The following is a 14,087-nucleotide window of genomic DNA, read 5'->3' on the forward strand; positions in this document are numbered from 1 at the left end:
ACGCGAGCGCGATAACCCATACGCCGACAAAGATGATCACCCCGGTCATGAGCCTCGCGCCGAAAAAATAATCCGCCATCATCGGCCGTGTATGTGAATTCGCGGTGAAGATCGCCGCGACGGGTTAAACGCCCGCGTAAATCGGTTCAAAAAAAAGCCCGGCACGAAGCCGGGCTAACGGGGGTTCGGCGCATATCGGCAAAGGACCGGTTCACCATGCGCCAGAACGAAATCTAACAATCTGCATTTACAAGCGCAATCGATTAATTTTGCGGTCAATGTTACACGGCGTACGGATTACGCAATCCGTGAATCGGAAATGTCGGAATGAGACCGGCTAAATGCGCCGCGGCCGGGCTACTCGGCCCGCGAGGTCATTCAAACTGGATTGTCCGAGCCTCGCACCAGCCAATGTTCTTGGGCCATCGAGGAAAATGCCGGGAAAACAGCAGAGGAAAGACATCTGTCCGAATAACACTAACTCGTGCGGCAATAAGCCCGCTTTTGCTCGTGAATATTAACTTGGTGCGGAAACGCACGTAACGCATCGATTAGTCGCGGCAACGGGTTCGGAATAAGCTTCGATATTTCATCACAACAAATTCGCGAATAGTGAAAGATTTAACATCGACAATTCCCCGACAATTTTGAAACCATTCAAACTCGCGTTTCAATTCGGAATATTCGGACGATTAATCGCGGCGCTGATTGGCGGCACGGCGCGTGCGCCGTCGTCGTTGAATCCGTCGGTATCCAGGTTCAGAATCCGACTCAGTCCGGCGATGCATAAAAGACCGCTCCGCGCGTTGCGCAGGCCCGCCATGCGGCTCGCCGGTCTGCGCCAATGGTTTATAGTGACGACCCCGTCCGACCCGCCTACTATGACTTCCAACGACGCCCCCCAAAGCCCCCTGTACGCGAAGCTGCTCGGCGAAACCGCCCAGATCGGCTGGAGCGAACTCGAACGTTTCTTTGCGCGCGGCATCCTGCTGCACGTCGCGCGCGACCTTGATCTCGTGAGCGTCGCCGAAGCGATCGCCAACGACGACACCACCCAGGTCGCCCAATGGTTGTCTTCGGGCCTCGTCGAGCGCGTGCCGTCGGAGACGGCCGCCGATTTCGCCGCGCGCGATCCCGAGCTGTGGGCAGTCGTCGTCTCGCCGTGGGTGTGCGTTCAGGAGCGCTCTTGAGCGACGCGAGGACGCCCGATGCCGGGACGCCCGACGGCGCGCCTTCCCAAACCGCCGCGCATTCAGCCAGCGGGCGGGCGCTGCCGGTACGCTGGCATCGCCGGGTGCTCGCGCTCGCGTTCCCGATCGTCCTCGCGAATCTGACGCAGCCGATCCTCGGCGCGGTCGATACCGCCGTCGCCGGTCATCTGGATCGCGCCTCCTACCTCGGCGGCGTTGCGCTCGGCGGGCTCTTCTTCAACTTCGTGTTCTGGGGCTTCGGCTTCCTGCGCATGGGCACCACTGGCCTCGTCGCGCAGGCGCACGGCGCGGCCCACGGCGACGAGCTGCGCAACAGCGTGGTGCGCGCACTGCTGATGGCGGCTGCGATCGGCGCGCTGGTGCTGCTCGTGCAGCAACCGCTGATCGACTACGCGCTGCGGGCGATCGGCGGCAGCGACGCGGTGCAGCGGCATGCGCAGGTGTATTGCCACGCGCGCATCTGGGCCGCGCCGCTCGCGCTCGGCAATTACGTGGTGCTGGGCTGGCTGCTCGGCACGCAGCGGGTGCGGCTCGCGTTGCTGTCGCAGGTGTTCATCAACAGCGTGAACATCGTCGCGGTGCTGCTGTACGTGTACGCGTTTCATTGGGGCGTGGCCGGCATCGGCGCGGCTACCGCGACTGCCGACGCACTCGGCTTCTTGCTCGGCCTCGCGCTGCTATGGCACGGCAGGCCGCGCGGCCTGCCCGCGCTGAATCGCGCCGCGTTGTTCGACACCGCCGCGCTGAAGCGTCTCGTCGTGCTCAATCGCGACATCTTCGTGCGCACGCTGTGTCTGCTTTCGTCGTTCGGCTGGTTTGCGCATCTCGGCGCGCGGCAAGGCGACGCGACGCTCGCCGCGAACGCATTGCTGCTCAATTTTCAGACCTTCATGGCGTACGGGCTCGACGGTTTCGCGCATGCGGCCGAGGCGCTGGTCGGCGCGGCGATCGGCGCGCGCGATCGTCACGCGTTCGCGCAGGCGGTCAAGGTCACCGCGATGTGGTCGGCGCTCGGCGCGATCGGCTTCTCGTTCGTGTACTGGGGCGCGGGCGCATGGATCATCGAGCGGCTGACCGATCAGGCCGCCGTGCGCGCGGCGGCCGAAACTTATCTGCCGTGGGCGGCGCTGTCGCCGGTCATTTCGGTGTGGGGCTTCCTGCTCGACGGCGTGTTCATCGGCGCGACGCGCACGCGCGAACTGATGATGGCGATGGTGGTGTCGCTCGTGGTGTTCGTCGCGGCGTCGTCGGCATTGCTCTCGTGGCACGGCAATCACGGGCTGTGGATCGCGCTGCTGATCTTCATGGCCACCCGCGGCGCGACGCTCGCGCGCTACCTGCCGGGCGTGTCGCGAGGGATTGCGGCGGCGTAGTCGCGCGGTGCGGCGCGCCGCGCCCCGTTGGCTGTTCGGCGGACGACAGAACGTTACGGCTTGAAACAAGCGCATACATATCGCATAACGAGCGCGTCCTAGAATGTTTTCAGCCCGTGCTCTCCGCGCGAACAGTCGGCACGGGTCAGAAGTGCCGGCGTGCCCGCGCCGGTGCTTCGCTTTCCCCGCCCCTCCCTTTCCCGATCGTTTTCAATTCGCCGAGCGCTCACTGTGCGACGGGCGCGGGCACCATGGCGGGCGGCCGATCGTCGGTTGGCACGCCGTGGTAGTCGGCGGGATCATGTGGCGGGCTGCCGTGATGCGCGGACGGATGGTCCGCACAGCCGGCGACGCCGGCGCACAACAGCAAGGCAACAGTCAGAACGCGGGTCATTTTGCAATCGTCTCCGGGACAAAGGGGATGGCGGAAGTCCGCCGGCGCGCCGAGAGTCTACCCGCAAAGCGCGTTCCGCGACGCCATCACGCCCGCTCGTGCCCCGCTCGTTCCATTTCGTGAGATTTTGCCAGACCTGCGCTACTATGGGTTCATGGCTGAACCTACCGGGAGACTGCCATGGACGGTGAATCGATCGCGGGCCTTATCGGGCTCGCAATAGGCTTGCTCGTGCTGGTGGCGTTGTCGATTTTCGAATCGCGGGCCTACCGGCGAGAACACGACGGCGAGGGCATGCTGCATCACTGGACGCATCAGCACCTGCATATGCCGCATTGGAGGCGTCCAAGGCACTGATGCGGGTGATCTTCGACTCGGACCGAGTCGGCTCTAGTCGCGGCACCGGCATATCGCAGTGCCTCAGTTGCGCGTCCGCTCGATGACGCGATGACCGGCGTTGCGGCGCATGTTTGCGCCGCGCGCGTCGTCGTCCGCTGCACGTGCGCAATACCTTTTCAGTTCCTTCGGCATACATACATCGAACGGTGACGCTACGCGCGCCGCCCCCTCTTTTTTCACCGTCGTCCAAGGCCTCGCCGCATCGATCTTCATCGGTGATGGGCACATGCCTTGCGGGTTCCGATCCAGCAACAGGCGCGCGATACGCGCGTCGATTGTCGCGGCGCGCGTGCGCCAAACCAGCGTGACGATGCGGCCAGCGATTTCGCGGCCCCTCGAAAAGGAGAACGCCATGACCGTCGGAACCATCCTGCTAATCGTGCTCATCCTGCTGTTGATCGGCGCATTGCCAAGCTGGCCGTATAGCAGCGGCTGGGGCTATCGACCGACTGGGCTTGTCGGCGTCGTGCTGATCGTCGTGATCATTCTGCTGTTGATGGGGCGAATATAGCTGACCGCCGAGCCAGCGCAAGCCAAGGCATTGACGCTCCTGTCCGTACCCCCTATACTCTCGGATTCGTCGGAGCGTAGCGCAGCCTGGTAGCGCATCTGATTTGGGATCAGAGGGTCGAAGGTTCGAATCCTTTCGCTCCGACCATTGGAATCAAGCAAAAAGCCCAGCCTTAACCGGCTGGGCTTTTTGCTTTCTGGGTCCGTCTAGGCGCTGTGTAGGCAAATTCGACCAACGCGAATCGGCCTTCGTCGCGCCCCCTCCTCTAAAATCTGCTATCAAAAGCTATCATTTTCGCCAGCCGCGTTGTTTTCGGCGCGCGCAGCGTTAAGGCGCGATTGGAAAGTACTTTTTAAAACCTTCGTTCAGGTGCCGCCTCGCGCTTCGCGTCGGCGGCGGCGCGCTGCCGGGCTTCCTGTTCGCGCGGGTCAAGGCCCATGTCGATCAGCACGCGGAGGTCAGCGGCATGCTGGCGGGCGCCCTCCGGCTTCCGGTTGGCAGGATCGTCAGTGGTGCAGCGGATCGTGCGGCCGTGCAGGCGGCCTTCGACCGTGTCGGCACGCGCGCCTGCCGACGTGACGCGCAGGCCGAAGCCGCGCGTCTTGGTGCCTGCATGAAATTCAATCAACAAGCCGGAATCTCAAAACGCCCTGATTCGAGATCAGAGGGTCGAAGGTTGGTCGAAGGTTCGAATCCTTTCGCTCCCACCACGAAAAGCAAGTCGAAACCCGCGAAGCCTCCGGCTTCGCGGGTTTTTGCTTTTTTGGCCCGCGCTCACCCGGACGCTGACAGCCAATCCATCAGGCACTCGCCTTGCAAATCATCACCCGTGCATGCGACAGTGCTTGCGCACGTACCTCGCTGCGAAGACGCGCAAACCCGCCGCAATGCCTTCCTAGGCCGCTCAAAAGGAGACTCTCATGGACCTGATCCTCTGGCGTCACGCCGAAGCAGAAGATGTCGCCTCGAGCGATCTCGCCCGCGCGCTCACGACGCGCGGCCGCAAGCAGGCGCAGAACGCCGCGAAATGGCTTCGCGCGCGCCTACCCGAGGACGCGGTCGTCCTCGCGAGCCCCGCCGTGCGCACGATCCAGACCGCCGAGACGTTGAGCGACCAGTATCGCGTCGTGCGCGAACTCGCGCCGAACGCGAGCGCGAACGATGTCCTCGAAGCGGCCGGCTGGCCCGGCGGCATCGCGCAGACCGTGGTGATCGTCGGCCATCAACCGACGCTCGGCCACGTCGCCGCGCAACTGCTCGGCGACAGCCGCGCGAGCTGGCCGCTGAAAAAAGCGGGCATCTGGTGGATCGAGAGCCGTGAGCGCCACGGCGAAGAGGAGGCGGTGTTGCGCGCCGCCATCAGTCCCGATCTGATCTGAGCGCGCGCGCCGCGCGACGCATCCGACTTTACGGGCACGCACGCGAGGGCTTACGGGCAGTCATCCAATCGTCACAGCTTTGCCATGCGAGCGTCACCGCGCGTTACTACATTGGCGAAAAAAGAAATCCTCCCTCTTTTCGACCAGGACAGCCAATGCGAGAACTGCCCACGCCCACCCTGCCCTTCGCCTCGCTTTTCGAACCGCGCCGTCTGCCCCGCGCCGAGGAAACGGTCACCGCGCAGCATCGCCTGCAAGTCTCGTGGGCGCGTACCGACGAAGAGCTGCGTGAAGCGCAGCGTCTACGCTATCGCGTCTTCGCCGACGAAATGGGCGCGCGCCTGAGCGGCCCCGCCGGCCTCGACGTCGATGCGTTCGATTCGTACTGCGATCATTTGCTGGTACGCGATCTCGACACGTTGAAAGTAGTCGGTACGTATCGCGCGTTGCCGCCGCATCAGGCCGCGCGCATCGGCCGTCTGTATGCGGAAAGCGAGTTCGACGTGTCGCGTCTCACGCATCTGCGCGCGAAGATGGTCGAGGTCGGCCGCTCGTGCGTGCATCCCGACTATCGCAGCGGTTCTGTGATCATGTCGCTGTGGGCAGGGCTCGGCGCGTACATGAAGCACAACGGCTACGAGACGATGCTCGGCTGCGCGAGCGTCGCGATGGCCGACGGCGGCCACTATGCGGCGAACCTGTATTGCTCGCTGCGCGACAACGCGCTGACCGCGCCCGAATATCGCGCGTTCCCGCATACGCCGCTGCCGGTCGACGACCTGCAGACCGGCGCCGCCGTCGCGCCGCCGCCGCTCGTGAAGGGCTACTTGCGACTCGGCGCGAAGATTTGCGGCGCACCGGCGTGGGACCCCGACTTCAATACCGCGGACTTCCTGACGCTGTTCCGCCTGTCCGATATCAACGCCCGCTACGCGCGGCACTTCCTCGGCGATGCGTTGCCGCGATAAGCTGCATCACCGGGAAACGAAAAAGCCCTGCATTTGCAGGGCTTTTTTTGTGCACGCGCACGCTGCGAATCGAAGCGTGCGTCGATCGGCGCGACATCAATCGTCGGTATAAACCACGCGATACGGAATCCCGACTTTCTCCCACTCCGCGGCTTCCTGGATCAGGCTGTAGTCCGTCAACGGATTGTTGGCGACCCACTCGTTCGGCAAACGCACTTCGTAACCGCCGTTCGCCTGAGCAACCGTGATGCCCGGCAGGCCGACGTCCGCGCGTCGACGGCACAGCAACGCCGCGAGCCGCAGGCAAAACAGCAGCGGCCATTCGACGTCGCGCGTCTGCGACAGCTTGCCGAGCTTGCCCGCGTGGCCGAGCACGAGCGCGGCGAGGCGTGCCTGATCGGTGCGCGAAAAGCCGGGCATGTCGGCGTTGCTTGCGATATACGCCGAATGCTTGTGATAAGCGCTATGCGAGATCGACAGCCCGATTTCGTGCAGCGACGCCGCCCAGCCGATGAACATCCGGTTCTCCGCGCGGCGTTCTTCGTCCGGTTCGATGAACTGATCGTAGAAGCTCGTCGACAGATCGCTGATACGCCCCGCCTGCGCACGATCGACGCCGTAGCGCCGCATGAAGCCGCCGACCGTCACCGTCCGCATGTCCTCGTGCTGCGAACGGCCGAGCAGATCGTACATCACGCCCAGACGCAGCGCGCCGTCGGTGGTGTCGACATAATCGACGCCCAGTTCGTCGAATACCGCGATCATGATCGACAGGCCGCCCGCGAGCACCGGCACGCGGTCGCTCTTCAGCGCGATCAGCTTCAGCCGGTTGACGTTCTCTGCCTTGATCAGTGCGCGCTTGAGCCGCTCGAGGCCGCCGCGCGAAATGCCGTGCGTGACGCCGGCATCGTTGAAATTGTTCGCCTCGACTAGTTCGGCGAGCGCGCGGGCGGTGCCCGATGAGCCGATCGCCTGCTCCCAGCCGGTCTTCTTGTATTCGGCGGAAATGATCTGGATTTCGCGGCGCGCGGCGAGCTCGGCCTGACGCATCGTGTATTCGTCGACGTTGCCGGCCGGGAAAAACGTGCGGCTATGGCTCACGCAGCCGATATACAGGCTCTCCATCTTGATCGGCGTGTAGTGCGAGCCGATGATGAATTCCGTCGAACCGCCGCCGATATCGACGACGAGCCGCTTGCCCGCGCTCGCCGGCACCGAGTGCGCGGCGCCTGCATAAATCAGGCGCGCTTCCTCACGCCCCGCGATCACTTCGATCGGAAAACCGAGCGCCGCCTGCGCTTCGCCGAGAAACTCGCCCGCATTCTTCGCGATGCGCAGCGTATTGGTCGCGACCGCGCGCACGTGGTCGGGGTGAAAATCGCGCAGACGCTCGCCGAAGCGCTTCAGCGCATCCCAGCCACGCACCTGCGAGGCGCGATCGAGCATTTTGTCGCTCGATAGCCCGGCCGCGAGCCGCACCGGCTCGCGCAAGGCGTCGACCTGATAGATCTGGCTGCCCGCGTCGGTTTCCTCGACCCGGCCCACGATGAGCCGGAAGCTGTTCGAACCGAGATCCACGGCGGCGAGGAGATGAGGGATATTGACCATCGGGTAAGCGTACTCCATGCGCGCGAGCGCGGCGGCTGCGGCTGCGGGCGTGGCGGCGGACGCTGGCAGCGCCACGCGCCTGCCCGGCGCCTTCGACGCATGATGCGCGTCGCGGCCGGCCGCACTGTTCAAAGACGCCATTCTAAGCGTAGCAGCCTTCACGGTGTCACCTCGCGGCGCAGGGAGTTCGGTATCGTCGCATAGGTAGCGCGTCATATTGACGACAGCCGACGATTGCGGCATAAAATGTTTAAAACACCGCCGATGTCATCAGGACGTCATCAAATCGTGAGAATTTCCGAGCGTCTTTCCGTCGCCATTTCAGACATTCCAATCTCGCCACCGATGTCCGTCCGCTATCCCCTATTGAATCGCGAGCTGGGCATTCTGGGTTTCAACGAGCGCGTGCTGGCGCAAGCCGCCGATCCCGCCGTCCCCCTGCTCGAACGTCTCCGTTTTATCTGCATCACCAGTAGCAATCTCGACGAATTCTTCGAAGTCCGCATGGCCGGGCTTCAGGAACAGATGCGCGACAACCCCGGCGCATTGTCGCCCGACGGCATGTCGCTGCAGCACGTGTACGACCTCGTGGTCGAACGTGCGCAGAAGCTCGTGCATCGCCAGTACACGATGCTGCACGACACGGTGCTCACCGCGCTCGAGGAGCAAGGCATCTATTTCCACGGCACCGAAGCATGGAGCGACGCGCAGACCGAATGGGCGCGTAACTACTTCTTCGACGAACTGCTGCCGGTGTTAACGCCGATCGGTCTCGACCCCGCGCATCCGTTTCCGCGCGTGCTGAACAAGAGCCTGAACTTCGTCGTCGAGCTCGAGGGCAAGGATGCATTCGGCCGCCAGGCGATGATGGGCATCGTGCAGGCGCCGCGCGCGCTGCCGCGCCTCGTGCGCATGCCGCAGGAGCTGTCGGGCTATCCGCATGGCTTCGTGCTGCTGAGCTCGCTGCTGCAGCGCTTCGTCGGCGAGCTGTTTCCGAATCTCGTCGTGCGCAGCTGCAATCAGTTTCGCATCACCCGCAATAGCGAACTGTTCGTCGACGAAGACGAAATCACAAATCTGCGCGTCGCGTTGCAGGGCGAACTGCCGGCGCGACATCTTGGCAATGCGGTGCGGCTCGAAGTGTCGGCGGAAACGCCCGCGCACGTAGTGCGGCGCCTGCTCGACGAAAGCGGTCTGTCGAACAAGGACTGCTACTACGTGAACGGCCCCGTCAACCTGGTGCGGCTGATGCAATTGCCCGAGATGGTCGACCGGCCAGATCTGAAGTTCGTGCCGCATATTCCGTCGACGCCGCCCCAAATCGCCAATGCCGCGAGCATGTTCGACGTGATCGACCAGGGCGACGTGCTGCTGCATCATCCGTACGAGAGCTTTCAGCCGGTGCTCGAACTGCTGCTGCAGGCCGCCAAGGACCCGAACGTGGTCGCGATCAAGCAGACCATCTATCGCACCGGCACCGACTCGCCGCTGATGGACGCGCTGATGCAGGCCGCGCGCAACGGCAAGGAAGTCACGGTGGTCGTCGAACTGCTCGCGCGCTTCGATGAGGAAACCAACATCAACTGGGCCTCGCAGCTCGAAGCGGTAGGCGCGCATGTAGTCTACGGCGTGGTCGGCCACAAGTGTCACGCGAAGATGATGCTGATCGTGCGACGCGTATTGGCGGGCGGCAAGTCGACCCTGAAGCGCTACGCGCACCTGGGTACCGGCAACTATCACCCGCGCACCGCGCGCCTCTATACCGACTTCGGTCTGATGACCGCCGATCAGAAGATCTGCGAGGACGTGCACCATGTATTCCAGCAGCTGACCGGCATCGGCGGCGAACTGAAGCTGCACGAACTGTGGCAATCGCCGTTCACGCTGCATCCGAAGCTCGTCGAAGCGATCCGCAAGGAAGCCGAGCACGCACGGGCGGGCAGGAAGGCACGCATCGTCGCGAAGATGAACGCGCTGCTCGAGCCGACGGTGATCGCCGAACTGTACGAAGCAGCGCAGGCCGGCGTGAAGATCGATCTGATCGTGCGCGGTGTGTGCTCGCTGCAGCCGGGCGTGCCAGGACTCTCCGAGAACATCACGGTGCGCTCGATCGTCGGGCGCTTTCTCGAACATCATCGCATCTACTATTTCTACGACGGCGGCAAGGAGCAGGTCTATCTGTCGAGCGCCGACTGGATGGATCGCAATCTGTTCCGGCGCGTCGAAGTCGCATTTCCGGTCAACAACCGGCGGCTGAAACGGCGCGTGATCGCGGAAGGGCTATCGGCGTTTCTCGGCGACAACCAGTCGGCCTGGTTGATGCAAAGCGATGGTCACTATCGCCGGCGCCGGCCGGGCAAGGCGTCGCGCAATGCGCAGATGAGCCTGCTCGGCAAGTTCTGTTCGTAGTCGCCCGTGTTGCGGGTGCTCGCCGCGACGGCGGGCACCTGACGATCTGCGCGCATAAAAAAACCGCCTGTTCCAGGCGGTTTTTTGTTGGATCGACCAGTCGGACGACTGCCGTGCTCAAACCTGTGCGGTTTGACAGCGCGCGGTCCGATACACCGGAAAGCGCACCGTGAACGTGCTGCCGCGCCCTTCTTCGCTCTTCACTTCAAGTTGCGCATCGTGCCGTTGCAATACGTGCTTGACGATCGCGAGACCGAGCCCGGTGCCGCCCGTGTCGCGCGAACGGCTGCGATCGACGCGATAGAAGCGCTCGGTGAGCCGTGGAATATCGGCGGCCGGAATGCCGAGGCCGCTATCGGTGACCGAGAACACCGCATGGCCACCCTGCGCACGCCAGTTGACCTTGATCGAGCCGCCGTCCGGCGTATAGCGGATCGCGTTCGTCACCAGGTTGCCGAACGCGCTGAGAATCTCGGTTTCGACGCCGGTGACCGTCAAAGCTTCGTCGGCTTCGAAGACGATCTTGTGATGATCGCTGGACAGGCTCTGCGCGTCGTCGTGCAGATGCCGCAATACCGCCTGCATGTCGATCATCTGATCGCTCGGCGGCTTGTTGTCGCCTTCGAGCGTCGCGAGCACCAGCAGATCGCTGACGATATGACGCATGCGCGACGCCTGCTGCTCCATCAGGTCGAGATAGCGCGCGCGCTCGGCCTCGCCCAACGGCAGCTCACGCATCGTCTCGAGAAAACCGGACAGTACGGTGAGCGGCGTCTTCAGTTCGTGCGACACGTTGGCGACGAAGTCACGCCGCATCGCATCGGTGCGCTCGAGTTCGGTGATGTCCTGCGACAGCACCAGCTTGCGATTGTCGCCATACGGAAACACCTGCACCGACAGCACGTTCTGGCGCTTGTCGCCCATGCCGCGCATGATCAGCATTTCCTCGTACCGATGCGAATTCAGATAGCGCACGAAATCCGGATGACGCACCAGATGCGTGATGTGCTGACGCAGATCGCGCTTCGCATCGAGCCCGAAGTGGCTTTCGGAAATCGCGTTGCACCACTCGATCTGATCGTGATCGTCGAGCATCGCGACGCCGTTCGGCGACGCCTGGATCGCCTGGATGAACCGCGAATGCTGCTGCTCGACCTGGCGCACCTGGGCGTGCCAGCGCTTCGCGAGCTTGTGCAGACGGTAATAGATTTCGCCCCAGATGCCGGGGGCGCTCGGCACTTCGCCGTACACCGGCGCATCGAGCAGACGCCACAGACGCTGCTTGTGGAAGGTACTGAAGACGCTCTGTGCGAGCAGCATGACGATGGCGAGAGCGAGCCCTGCCTTGACGTTCACCAGTGCGCCGACCAACGCGCAAAGAACAGCAAGCAGCACGACCGACACGATGGAGCGCGCCCAGATGATGTTCATGGTCTAGCGATCGAAGAGAAAATACAGCGCAGGAAGGAGGTGTGGCGGCTCACCGTTACGCAGTGCAGTGCGCCGCCGGCGGCTATCAGGCGCTCTTCGCCAGCCGGTAGCCGCTGCCGCGTACCGTTTCAATCATAGCATCGCACCCGGCCGGCTTGAGAGCCGCGCGCAGACGCTTGATGTGCACGTCGACGGTACGCTCTTCGACGAACACGTGATCGCCCCACACCTGGTCGAGCAGTTGCGTGCGGCTGTGCACGCGCTCCGGGTGAGTCATGAAGAAGTGCAGCAGACGGAATTCGGTCGGGCCGAGATCGAGCTTGATCTCGCTGCCTTCCGCATGCGCGGCGACGCGGTGCGTGGCCGGATCGAGCTTCAGGCCGTTGATTGCGACCACGTCTTCGGTCAGCTGCGGCGCGCGGCGGCGTAGCACCGCCTTGATGCGCGCCATCAGTTCCTTCGGCGAGAACGGCTTCGTCACGTAGTCGTCGGCGCCTATCTCGAGGCCGAGCACCTTGTCCTGCTCGTCGCCGCGCGCGGTCAGCATGATGATCGGGATATGCTTCGTGCGCTCGTTGTTGCGCAGATCGCGCGCGAACGAAATGCCCGATTTGCCCGGTAACATCCAGTCGAGCAGCACCAGATCCGGCAGCACGTCGCTGATCAGGTTGTGAGCCTGCTCCGCGTTGTACGCGCGAATCGGGCAGTGCCCGGCGTGTTGAAGATTGACCGAAATCAATTCGGAAATGGCGGGCTCATCTTCAATGACGAGAATGCTGCTGGGCATCGGCACCTCTGTTCCTTATCTCTGGATTAGCTGAGCGCTTCGCGTTCGAGCGCGTCGCGCGACTGGTGCCGCACGTCGGTACCCTTGACGATGTAGATGATGAATTCGGCGATGTTCTTCGCGTGGTCGCCGATCCGCTCGATCGCCTTGGCGATGAACAGGAAGTCGAGGCCCACCGAGATCGAACGCGGATCTTCGGTCATATACGAAATCAGCTTGCGCACGAACGCGCGGAATTCCTCGTCGATCGCCTTGTCGTCGCGCACGATCTGCGCGGCAGCGACCGTGTCCAGACGCGCGAACGCGTCGAGCGCACGGCGCAGGATCGACACGGCCATCTCGCCGGACAGCTTGATTTCGGCGATGTTGATGGTGCGCGAGGCGCCGTCTTCCATCAGACGCTTGGTGCGCTTCGCGATCTTCTCGGCTTCGTCGCCGGCGCGCTCGAGGTTCGTGATGGTCTTCGAGATCGCGATCAGCAGGCGCAGATCGCGCGCGGCCGGCTGACGGCGCGCGATGATGTTGCTGCACTCTTCGTCGATGTCGACTTCCATCTTGTTCAGACGGTCTTCGGCGGCGATGACCTGCTCGCACATACCGAGGTCGAATTCGTTGAGCGCCTGCATCGCGTTGACGATCTGCGATTCGACGAGACCGCCCATTTCGAGCACTTTCGACGAAACGAGGTTCAGGTCGGCGTCGAACTGGCTGGACAGATGTTTATCGGACATGTCGTACTCCGTTGTATTGCCCGGCGGATCAGCCGAAGCGGCCGGTGATGTAGTCCTCGGTTTCCTTGCGGACCGGCTTGATGAAGATTTTTTCCGTGTCGCCGAATTCGATCAGTTCACCGAGGTACATATAGGCAGTGTAGTCCGAACAGCGGGCTGCCTGCTGCATGTTGTGCGTGACGATCACGACCGTGTAGTCGCTCTTCAGTTCGGCGATCAGCTCTTCGATACGGCCCGTCGAAATCGGGTCGAGCGCCGAGCACGGCTCGTCGAGCAGCAGCACTTCGGGGCGGATCGCGATACCGCGCGCGATACACAGACGCTGCTGCTGGCCGCCCGACAGACCGTAGCCGCTCTGGCCGAGCTTGTCCTTCACTTCGTTCCACAGCGCCGCCTTGGTCAGCGCCCATTCGACGCGGTCGTCCATTTCCGAGCGCGACAGCTTCTCGAACATCTTCACGCCGAAAGCGATGTTGTCGTAGATCGACATCGGGAACGGCGTCGGCTTCTGAAACACCATGCCGATGCGCGCGCGCAGCAGCGAAATGTCCTGGCGCGTGGTCAGCAGGTTCTCGCCGTCCATCACGATCTCGCCTTCCGCGCGCTGCTCCGGATAAAGCGCGTACATCTTGTTGAAGGTTCGCAGCAGCGTGGACTTGCCGCAGCCCGACGGGCCGATGAACGCGGTCACCTTGCCTTCGGGAATCTGCAGGTTGATGTTCTTCAGCGCGTGGTACTTGCCGTAGAAGAAGTTGAGATCCTTGACTTCGATCTTCGGACGCGACGGGGTTTGCGCGTGAGCGCTGTGTTCGGGGTCGGAGCCCGCGGGCGCGGTTGCGTGCCCGACCGGATTGAGTTGGGTTTCTGCCATGTTCATCGGATTCAC

At 63.2% G+C, this 14,087-nt stretch carries 16 protein-coding genes and 1 tRNA gene; 8 read left to right on the forward strand and 9 right to left on the reverse strand.

Annotated elements, in window-relative coordinates:
• Positions 1-670 precede the first annotated feature (670 nt).
• On the reverse strand, positions 671-823 hold the full coding sequence (locus ACLFKU_RS14335) for a hypothetical protein (protein ID WP_410849531.1): 153 nt from the start codon (positions 821-823) through the stop codon (positions 671-673).
• A gap of 58 nt (positions 824-881) precedes the next feature.
• Here ACLFKU_RS14335 and ACLFKU_RS14340 point away from each other — a divergent pair, with 58 nt between their 5' ends.
• Positions 882-1,190 (forward strand): DUF2288 domain-containing protein, encoded by a 309-nt coding sequence (locus ACLFKU_RS14340; RefSeq protein WP_410849532.1) that lies wholly within the window; start codon positions 882-884, stop codon positions 1,188-1,190.
• Positions 1,187-2,584 carry an MATE family efflux transporter gene (locus tag ACLFKU_RS14345; RefSeq protein ID WP_410849533.1) on the forward strand — a complete coding sequence of 466 codons (1,398 nt, stop codon included), beginning with the start codon at positions 1,187-1,189 and terminating at the stop codon, positions 2,582-2,584. The genes ACLFKU_RS14340 and ACLFKU_RS14345 overlap by 4 nt, the downstream gene beginning before the upstream one ends.
• A 226-nt stretch (positions 2,585-2,810) precedes the next feature.
• Here ACLFKU_RS14345 and ACLFKU_RS14350 read toward each other — a convergent pair whose 3' ends face one another.
• On the reverse strand, positions 2,811-2,978 hold the full coding sequence (locus ACLFKU_RS14350) for a hypothetical protein (RefSeq protein ID WP_410849534.1): 168 nt from the start codon (positions 2,976-2,978) through the stop codon (positions 2,811-2,813).
• Between the two features lie 180 nt (positions 2,979-3,158).
• Between ACLFKU_RS14350 and ACLFKU_RS14355 the strand changes: the two genes are divergently transcribed.
• Positions 3,159-3,335, forward strand: a complete 177-nt coding sequence (locus tag ACLFKU_RS14355; protein WP_368585256.1) for a hypothetical protein — start codon at positions 3,159-3,161, stop codon at positions 3,333-3,335.
• A 63-nt stretch (positions 3,336-3,398) separates the two neighbouring features.
• On the opposite strand, the gene ACLFKU_RS14360 is transcribed toward ACLFKU_RS14355, so the two are convergent.
• Complete coding sequence (locus ACLFKU_RS14360) at positions 3,399-3,590, reverse strand: hypothetical protein (protein WP_368585255.1); 192 nt, start codon at positions 3,588-3,590, stop codon at positions 3,399-3,401.
• Between the two features lie 139 nt (positions 3,591-3,729).
• Between ACLFKU_RS14360 and ACLFKU_RS14365 the strand changes: the two genes are divergently transcribed.
• Positions 3,730-3,888, forward strand: a complete 159-nt coding sequence (locus ACLFKU_RS14365) for a DUF3309 family protein (protein ID WP_176105549.1) — start codon at positions 3,730-3,732, stop codon at positions 3,886-3,888.
• 70 nt (positions 3,889-3,958) lie between these two features.
• Positions 3,959-4,035, forward strand: a tRNA-Pro gene (locus ACLFKU_RS14370).
• Between the two features lie 205 nt (positions 4,036-4,240).
• Here ACLFKU_RS14370 and ACLFKU_RS14375 read toward each other — a convergent pair.
• Positions 4,241-4,519, reverse strand: coding sequence for a hypothetical protein (locus tag ACLFKU_RS14375; protein WP_410849535.1), 279 nt, complete (start codon positions 4,517-4,519; stop codon positions 4,241-4,243).
• Positions 4,520-4,808: 289 nt separating this feature from the next.
• On the opposite strand from ACLFKU_RS14375, the gene ACLFKU_RS14380 reads away from it, so the two are divergent.
• Both ACLFKU_RS14380 and ACLFKU_RS14385 read left to right on the forward strand, forming a co-directional pair.
• Entirely contained in the window at positions 4,809-5,267 is a 459-nt protein-coding gene (locus ACLFKU_RS14380; protein WP_368585253.1) for a SixA phosphatase family protein, read from the forward strand.
• 155 nt (positions 5,268-5,422) lie between these two features.
• The gene (locus ACLFKU_RS14385) at positions 5,423-6,235 is read left to right on the forward strand and encodes a GNAT family N-acetyltransferase (protein WP_013089997.1); all 813 of its coding nucleotides are present in this window, start codon (positions 5,423-5,425) and stop codon (positions 6,233-6,235) included.
• Positions 6,236-6,331: 96 nt separating this feature from the next.
• Here ACLFKU_RS14385 and ppx read toward each other — a convergent pair whose 3' ends face one another.
• Positions 6,332-7,984: an exopolyphosphatase gene (gene ppx, locus ACLFKU_RS14390; protein WP_018433461.1), complete on the reverse strand. Its 1,653-nt coding sequence runs from the start codon at positions 7,982-7,984 to the stop codon at positions 6,332-6,334.
• A 204-nt stretch (positions 7,985-8,188) separates the two neighbouring features.
• Between ppx and ppk1 the strand changes: the two genes are divergently transcribed.
• Entirely contained in the window at positions 8,189-10,252 is a 2,064-nt protein-coding gene (ppk1, locus tag ACLFKU_RS14395) for a polyphosphate kinase 1 (RefSeq protein ID WP_410849630.1), read from the forward strand.
• Positions 10,253-10,369: 117 nt separating this feature from the next.
• Here ppk1 and phoR read toward each other — a convergent pair whose 3' ends face one another.
• From phoR to pstB, 4 genes are all read right to left on the reverse strand, one after another.
• Positions 10,370-11,683 carry a phosphate regulon sensor histidine kinase PhoR gene (gene phoR, locus ACLFKU_RS14400; RefSeq protein WP_368585250.1) on the reverse strand — a complete coding sequence of 438 codons (1,314 nt, stop codon included), beginning with the start codon at positions 11,681-11,683 and terminating at the stop codon, positions 10,370-10,372.
• 85 nt (positions 11,684-11,768) lie between these two features.
• Complete coding sequence (phoB, locus tag ACLFKU_RS14405; protein ID WP_008922879.1) at positions 11,769-12,470, reverse strand: phosphate regulon transcriptional regulator PhoB; 702 nt, start codon at positions 12,468-12,470, stop codon at positions 11,769-11,771.
• A 26-nt stretch (positions 12,471-12,496) separates the two neighbouring features.
• Positions 12,497-13,201 (reverse strand): phosphate signaling complex protein PhoU, encoded by a 705-nt coding sequence (gene phoU, locus ACLFKU_RS14410; RefSeq protein ID WP_368585249.1) that lies wholly within the window; start codon positions 13,199-13,201, stop codon positions 12,497-12,499.
• 28 nt (positions 13,202-13,229) lie between these two features.
• Positions 13,230-14,078: a phosphate ABC transporter ATP-binding protein PstB gene (pstB, locus tag ACLFKU_RS14415; protein WP_018433457.1), complete on the reverse strand. Its 849-nt coding sequence runs from the start codon at positions 14,076-14,078 to the stop codon at positions 13,230-13,232.
• Between the last annotated feature and the right edge of the window lie 9 nt (positions 14,079-14,087).

Source organism: Paraburkholderia sp. EG304, assembly GCF_046543485.1.
In the GTDB taxonomy this organism is placed as follows: Bacteria; Pseudomonadota; Gammaproteobacteria; order Burkholderiales; family Burkholderiaceae; genus Paraburkholderia; species Paraburkholderia youngii.

Bases quoted from the DNA above. Each gene is read 5' to 3' on its own strand.
- ACLFKU_RS14335 (WP_410849531.1), bottom strand. From the start codon at position 823: ATGGCGGGCCTGCGCAACGCGCGGAGCGGTCTTTTATGCATCGCCGGA.
- ACLFKU_RS14340 (WP_410849532.1), top strand. From the start codon at position 882: ATGACTTCCAACGACGCCCCCCAAAGCCCCCTGTACGCGAAGCTGCTC.
- ACLFKU_RS14350 (WP_410849534.1), bottom strand. From the start codon at position 2,978: ATGACCCGCGTTCTGACTGTTGCCTTGCTGTTGTGCGCCGGCGTCGCC.
- ACLFKU_RS14355 (WP_368585256.1), top strand. From the start codon at position 3,159: ATGGACGGTGAATCGATCGCGGGCCTTATCGGGCTCGCAATAGGCTTG.
- ACLFKU_RS14360 (WP_368585255.1), bottom strand. From the start codon at position 3,590: ATGAAGATCGATGCGGCGAGGCCTTGGACGACGGTGAAAAAAGAGGGG.
- ACLFKU_RS14365 (WP_176105549.1), top strand. From the start codon at position 3,730: ATGACCGTCGGAACCATCCTGCTAATCGTGCTCATCCTGCTGTTGATC.
- ACLFKU_RS14380 (WP_368585253.1), top strand. From the start codon at position 4,809: ATGGACCTGATCCTCTGGCGTCACGCCGAAGCAGAAGATGTCGCCTCG.
- ACLFKU_RS14385 (WP_013089997.1), top strand. From the start codon at position 5,423: ATGCGAGAACTGCCCACGCCCACCCTGCCCTTCGCCTCGCTTTTCGAA.
- ppx (WP_018433461.1), bottom strand. From the start codon at position 7,984: ATGGCGTCTTTGAACAGTGCGGCCGGCCGCGACGCGCATCATGCGTCG.
- ppk1 (WP_410849630.1), top strand. From the start codon at position 8,189: ATGTCCGTCCGCTATCCCCTATTGAATCGCGAGCTGGGCATTCTGGGT.
- phoR (WP_368585250.1), bottom strand. From the start codon at position 11,683: ATGAACATCATCTGGGCGCGCTCCATCGTGTCGGTCGTGCTGCTTGCT.
- phoB (WP_008922879.1), bottom strand. From the start codon at position 12,470: ATGCCCAGCAGCATTCTCGTCATTGAAGATGAGCCCGCCATTTCCGAA.
- phoU (WP_368585249.1), bottom strand. From the start codon at position 13,201: ATGTCCGATAAACATCTGTCCAGCCAGTTCGACGCCGACCTGAACCTC.
- pstB (WP_018433457.1), bottom strand. From the start codon at position 14,078: ATGAACATGGCAGAAACCCAACTCAATCCGGTCGGGCACGCAACCGCG.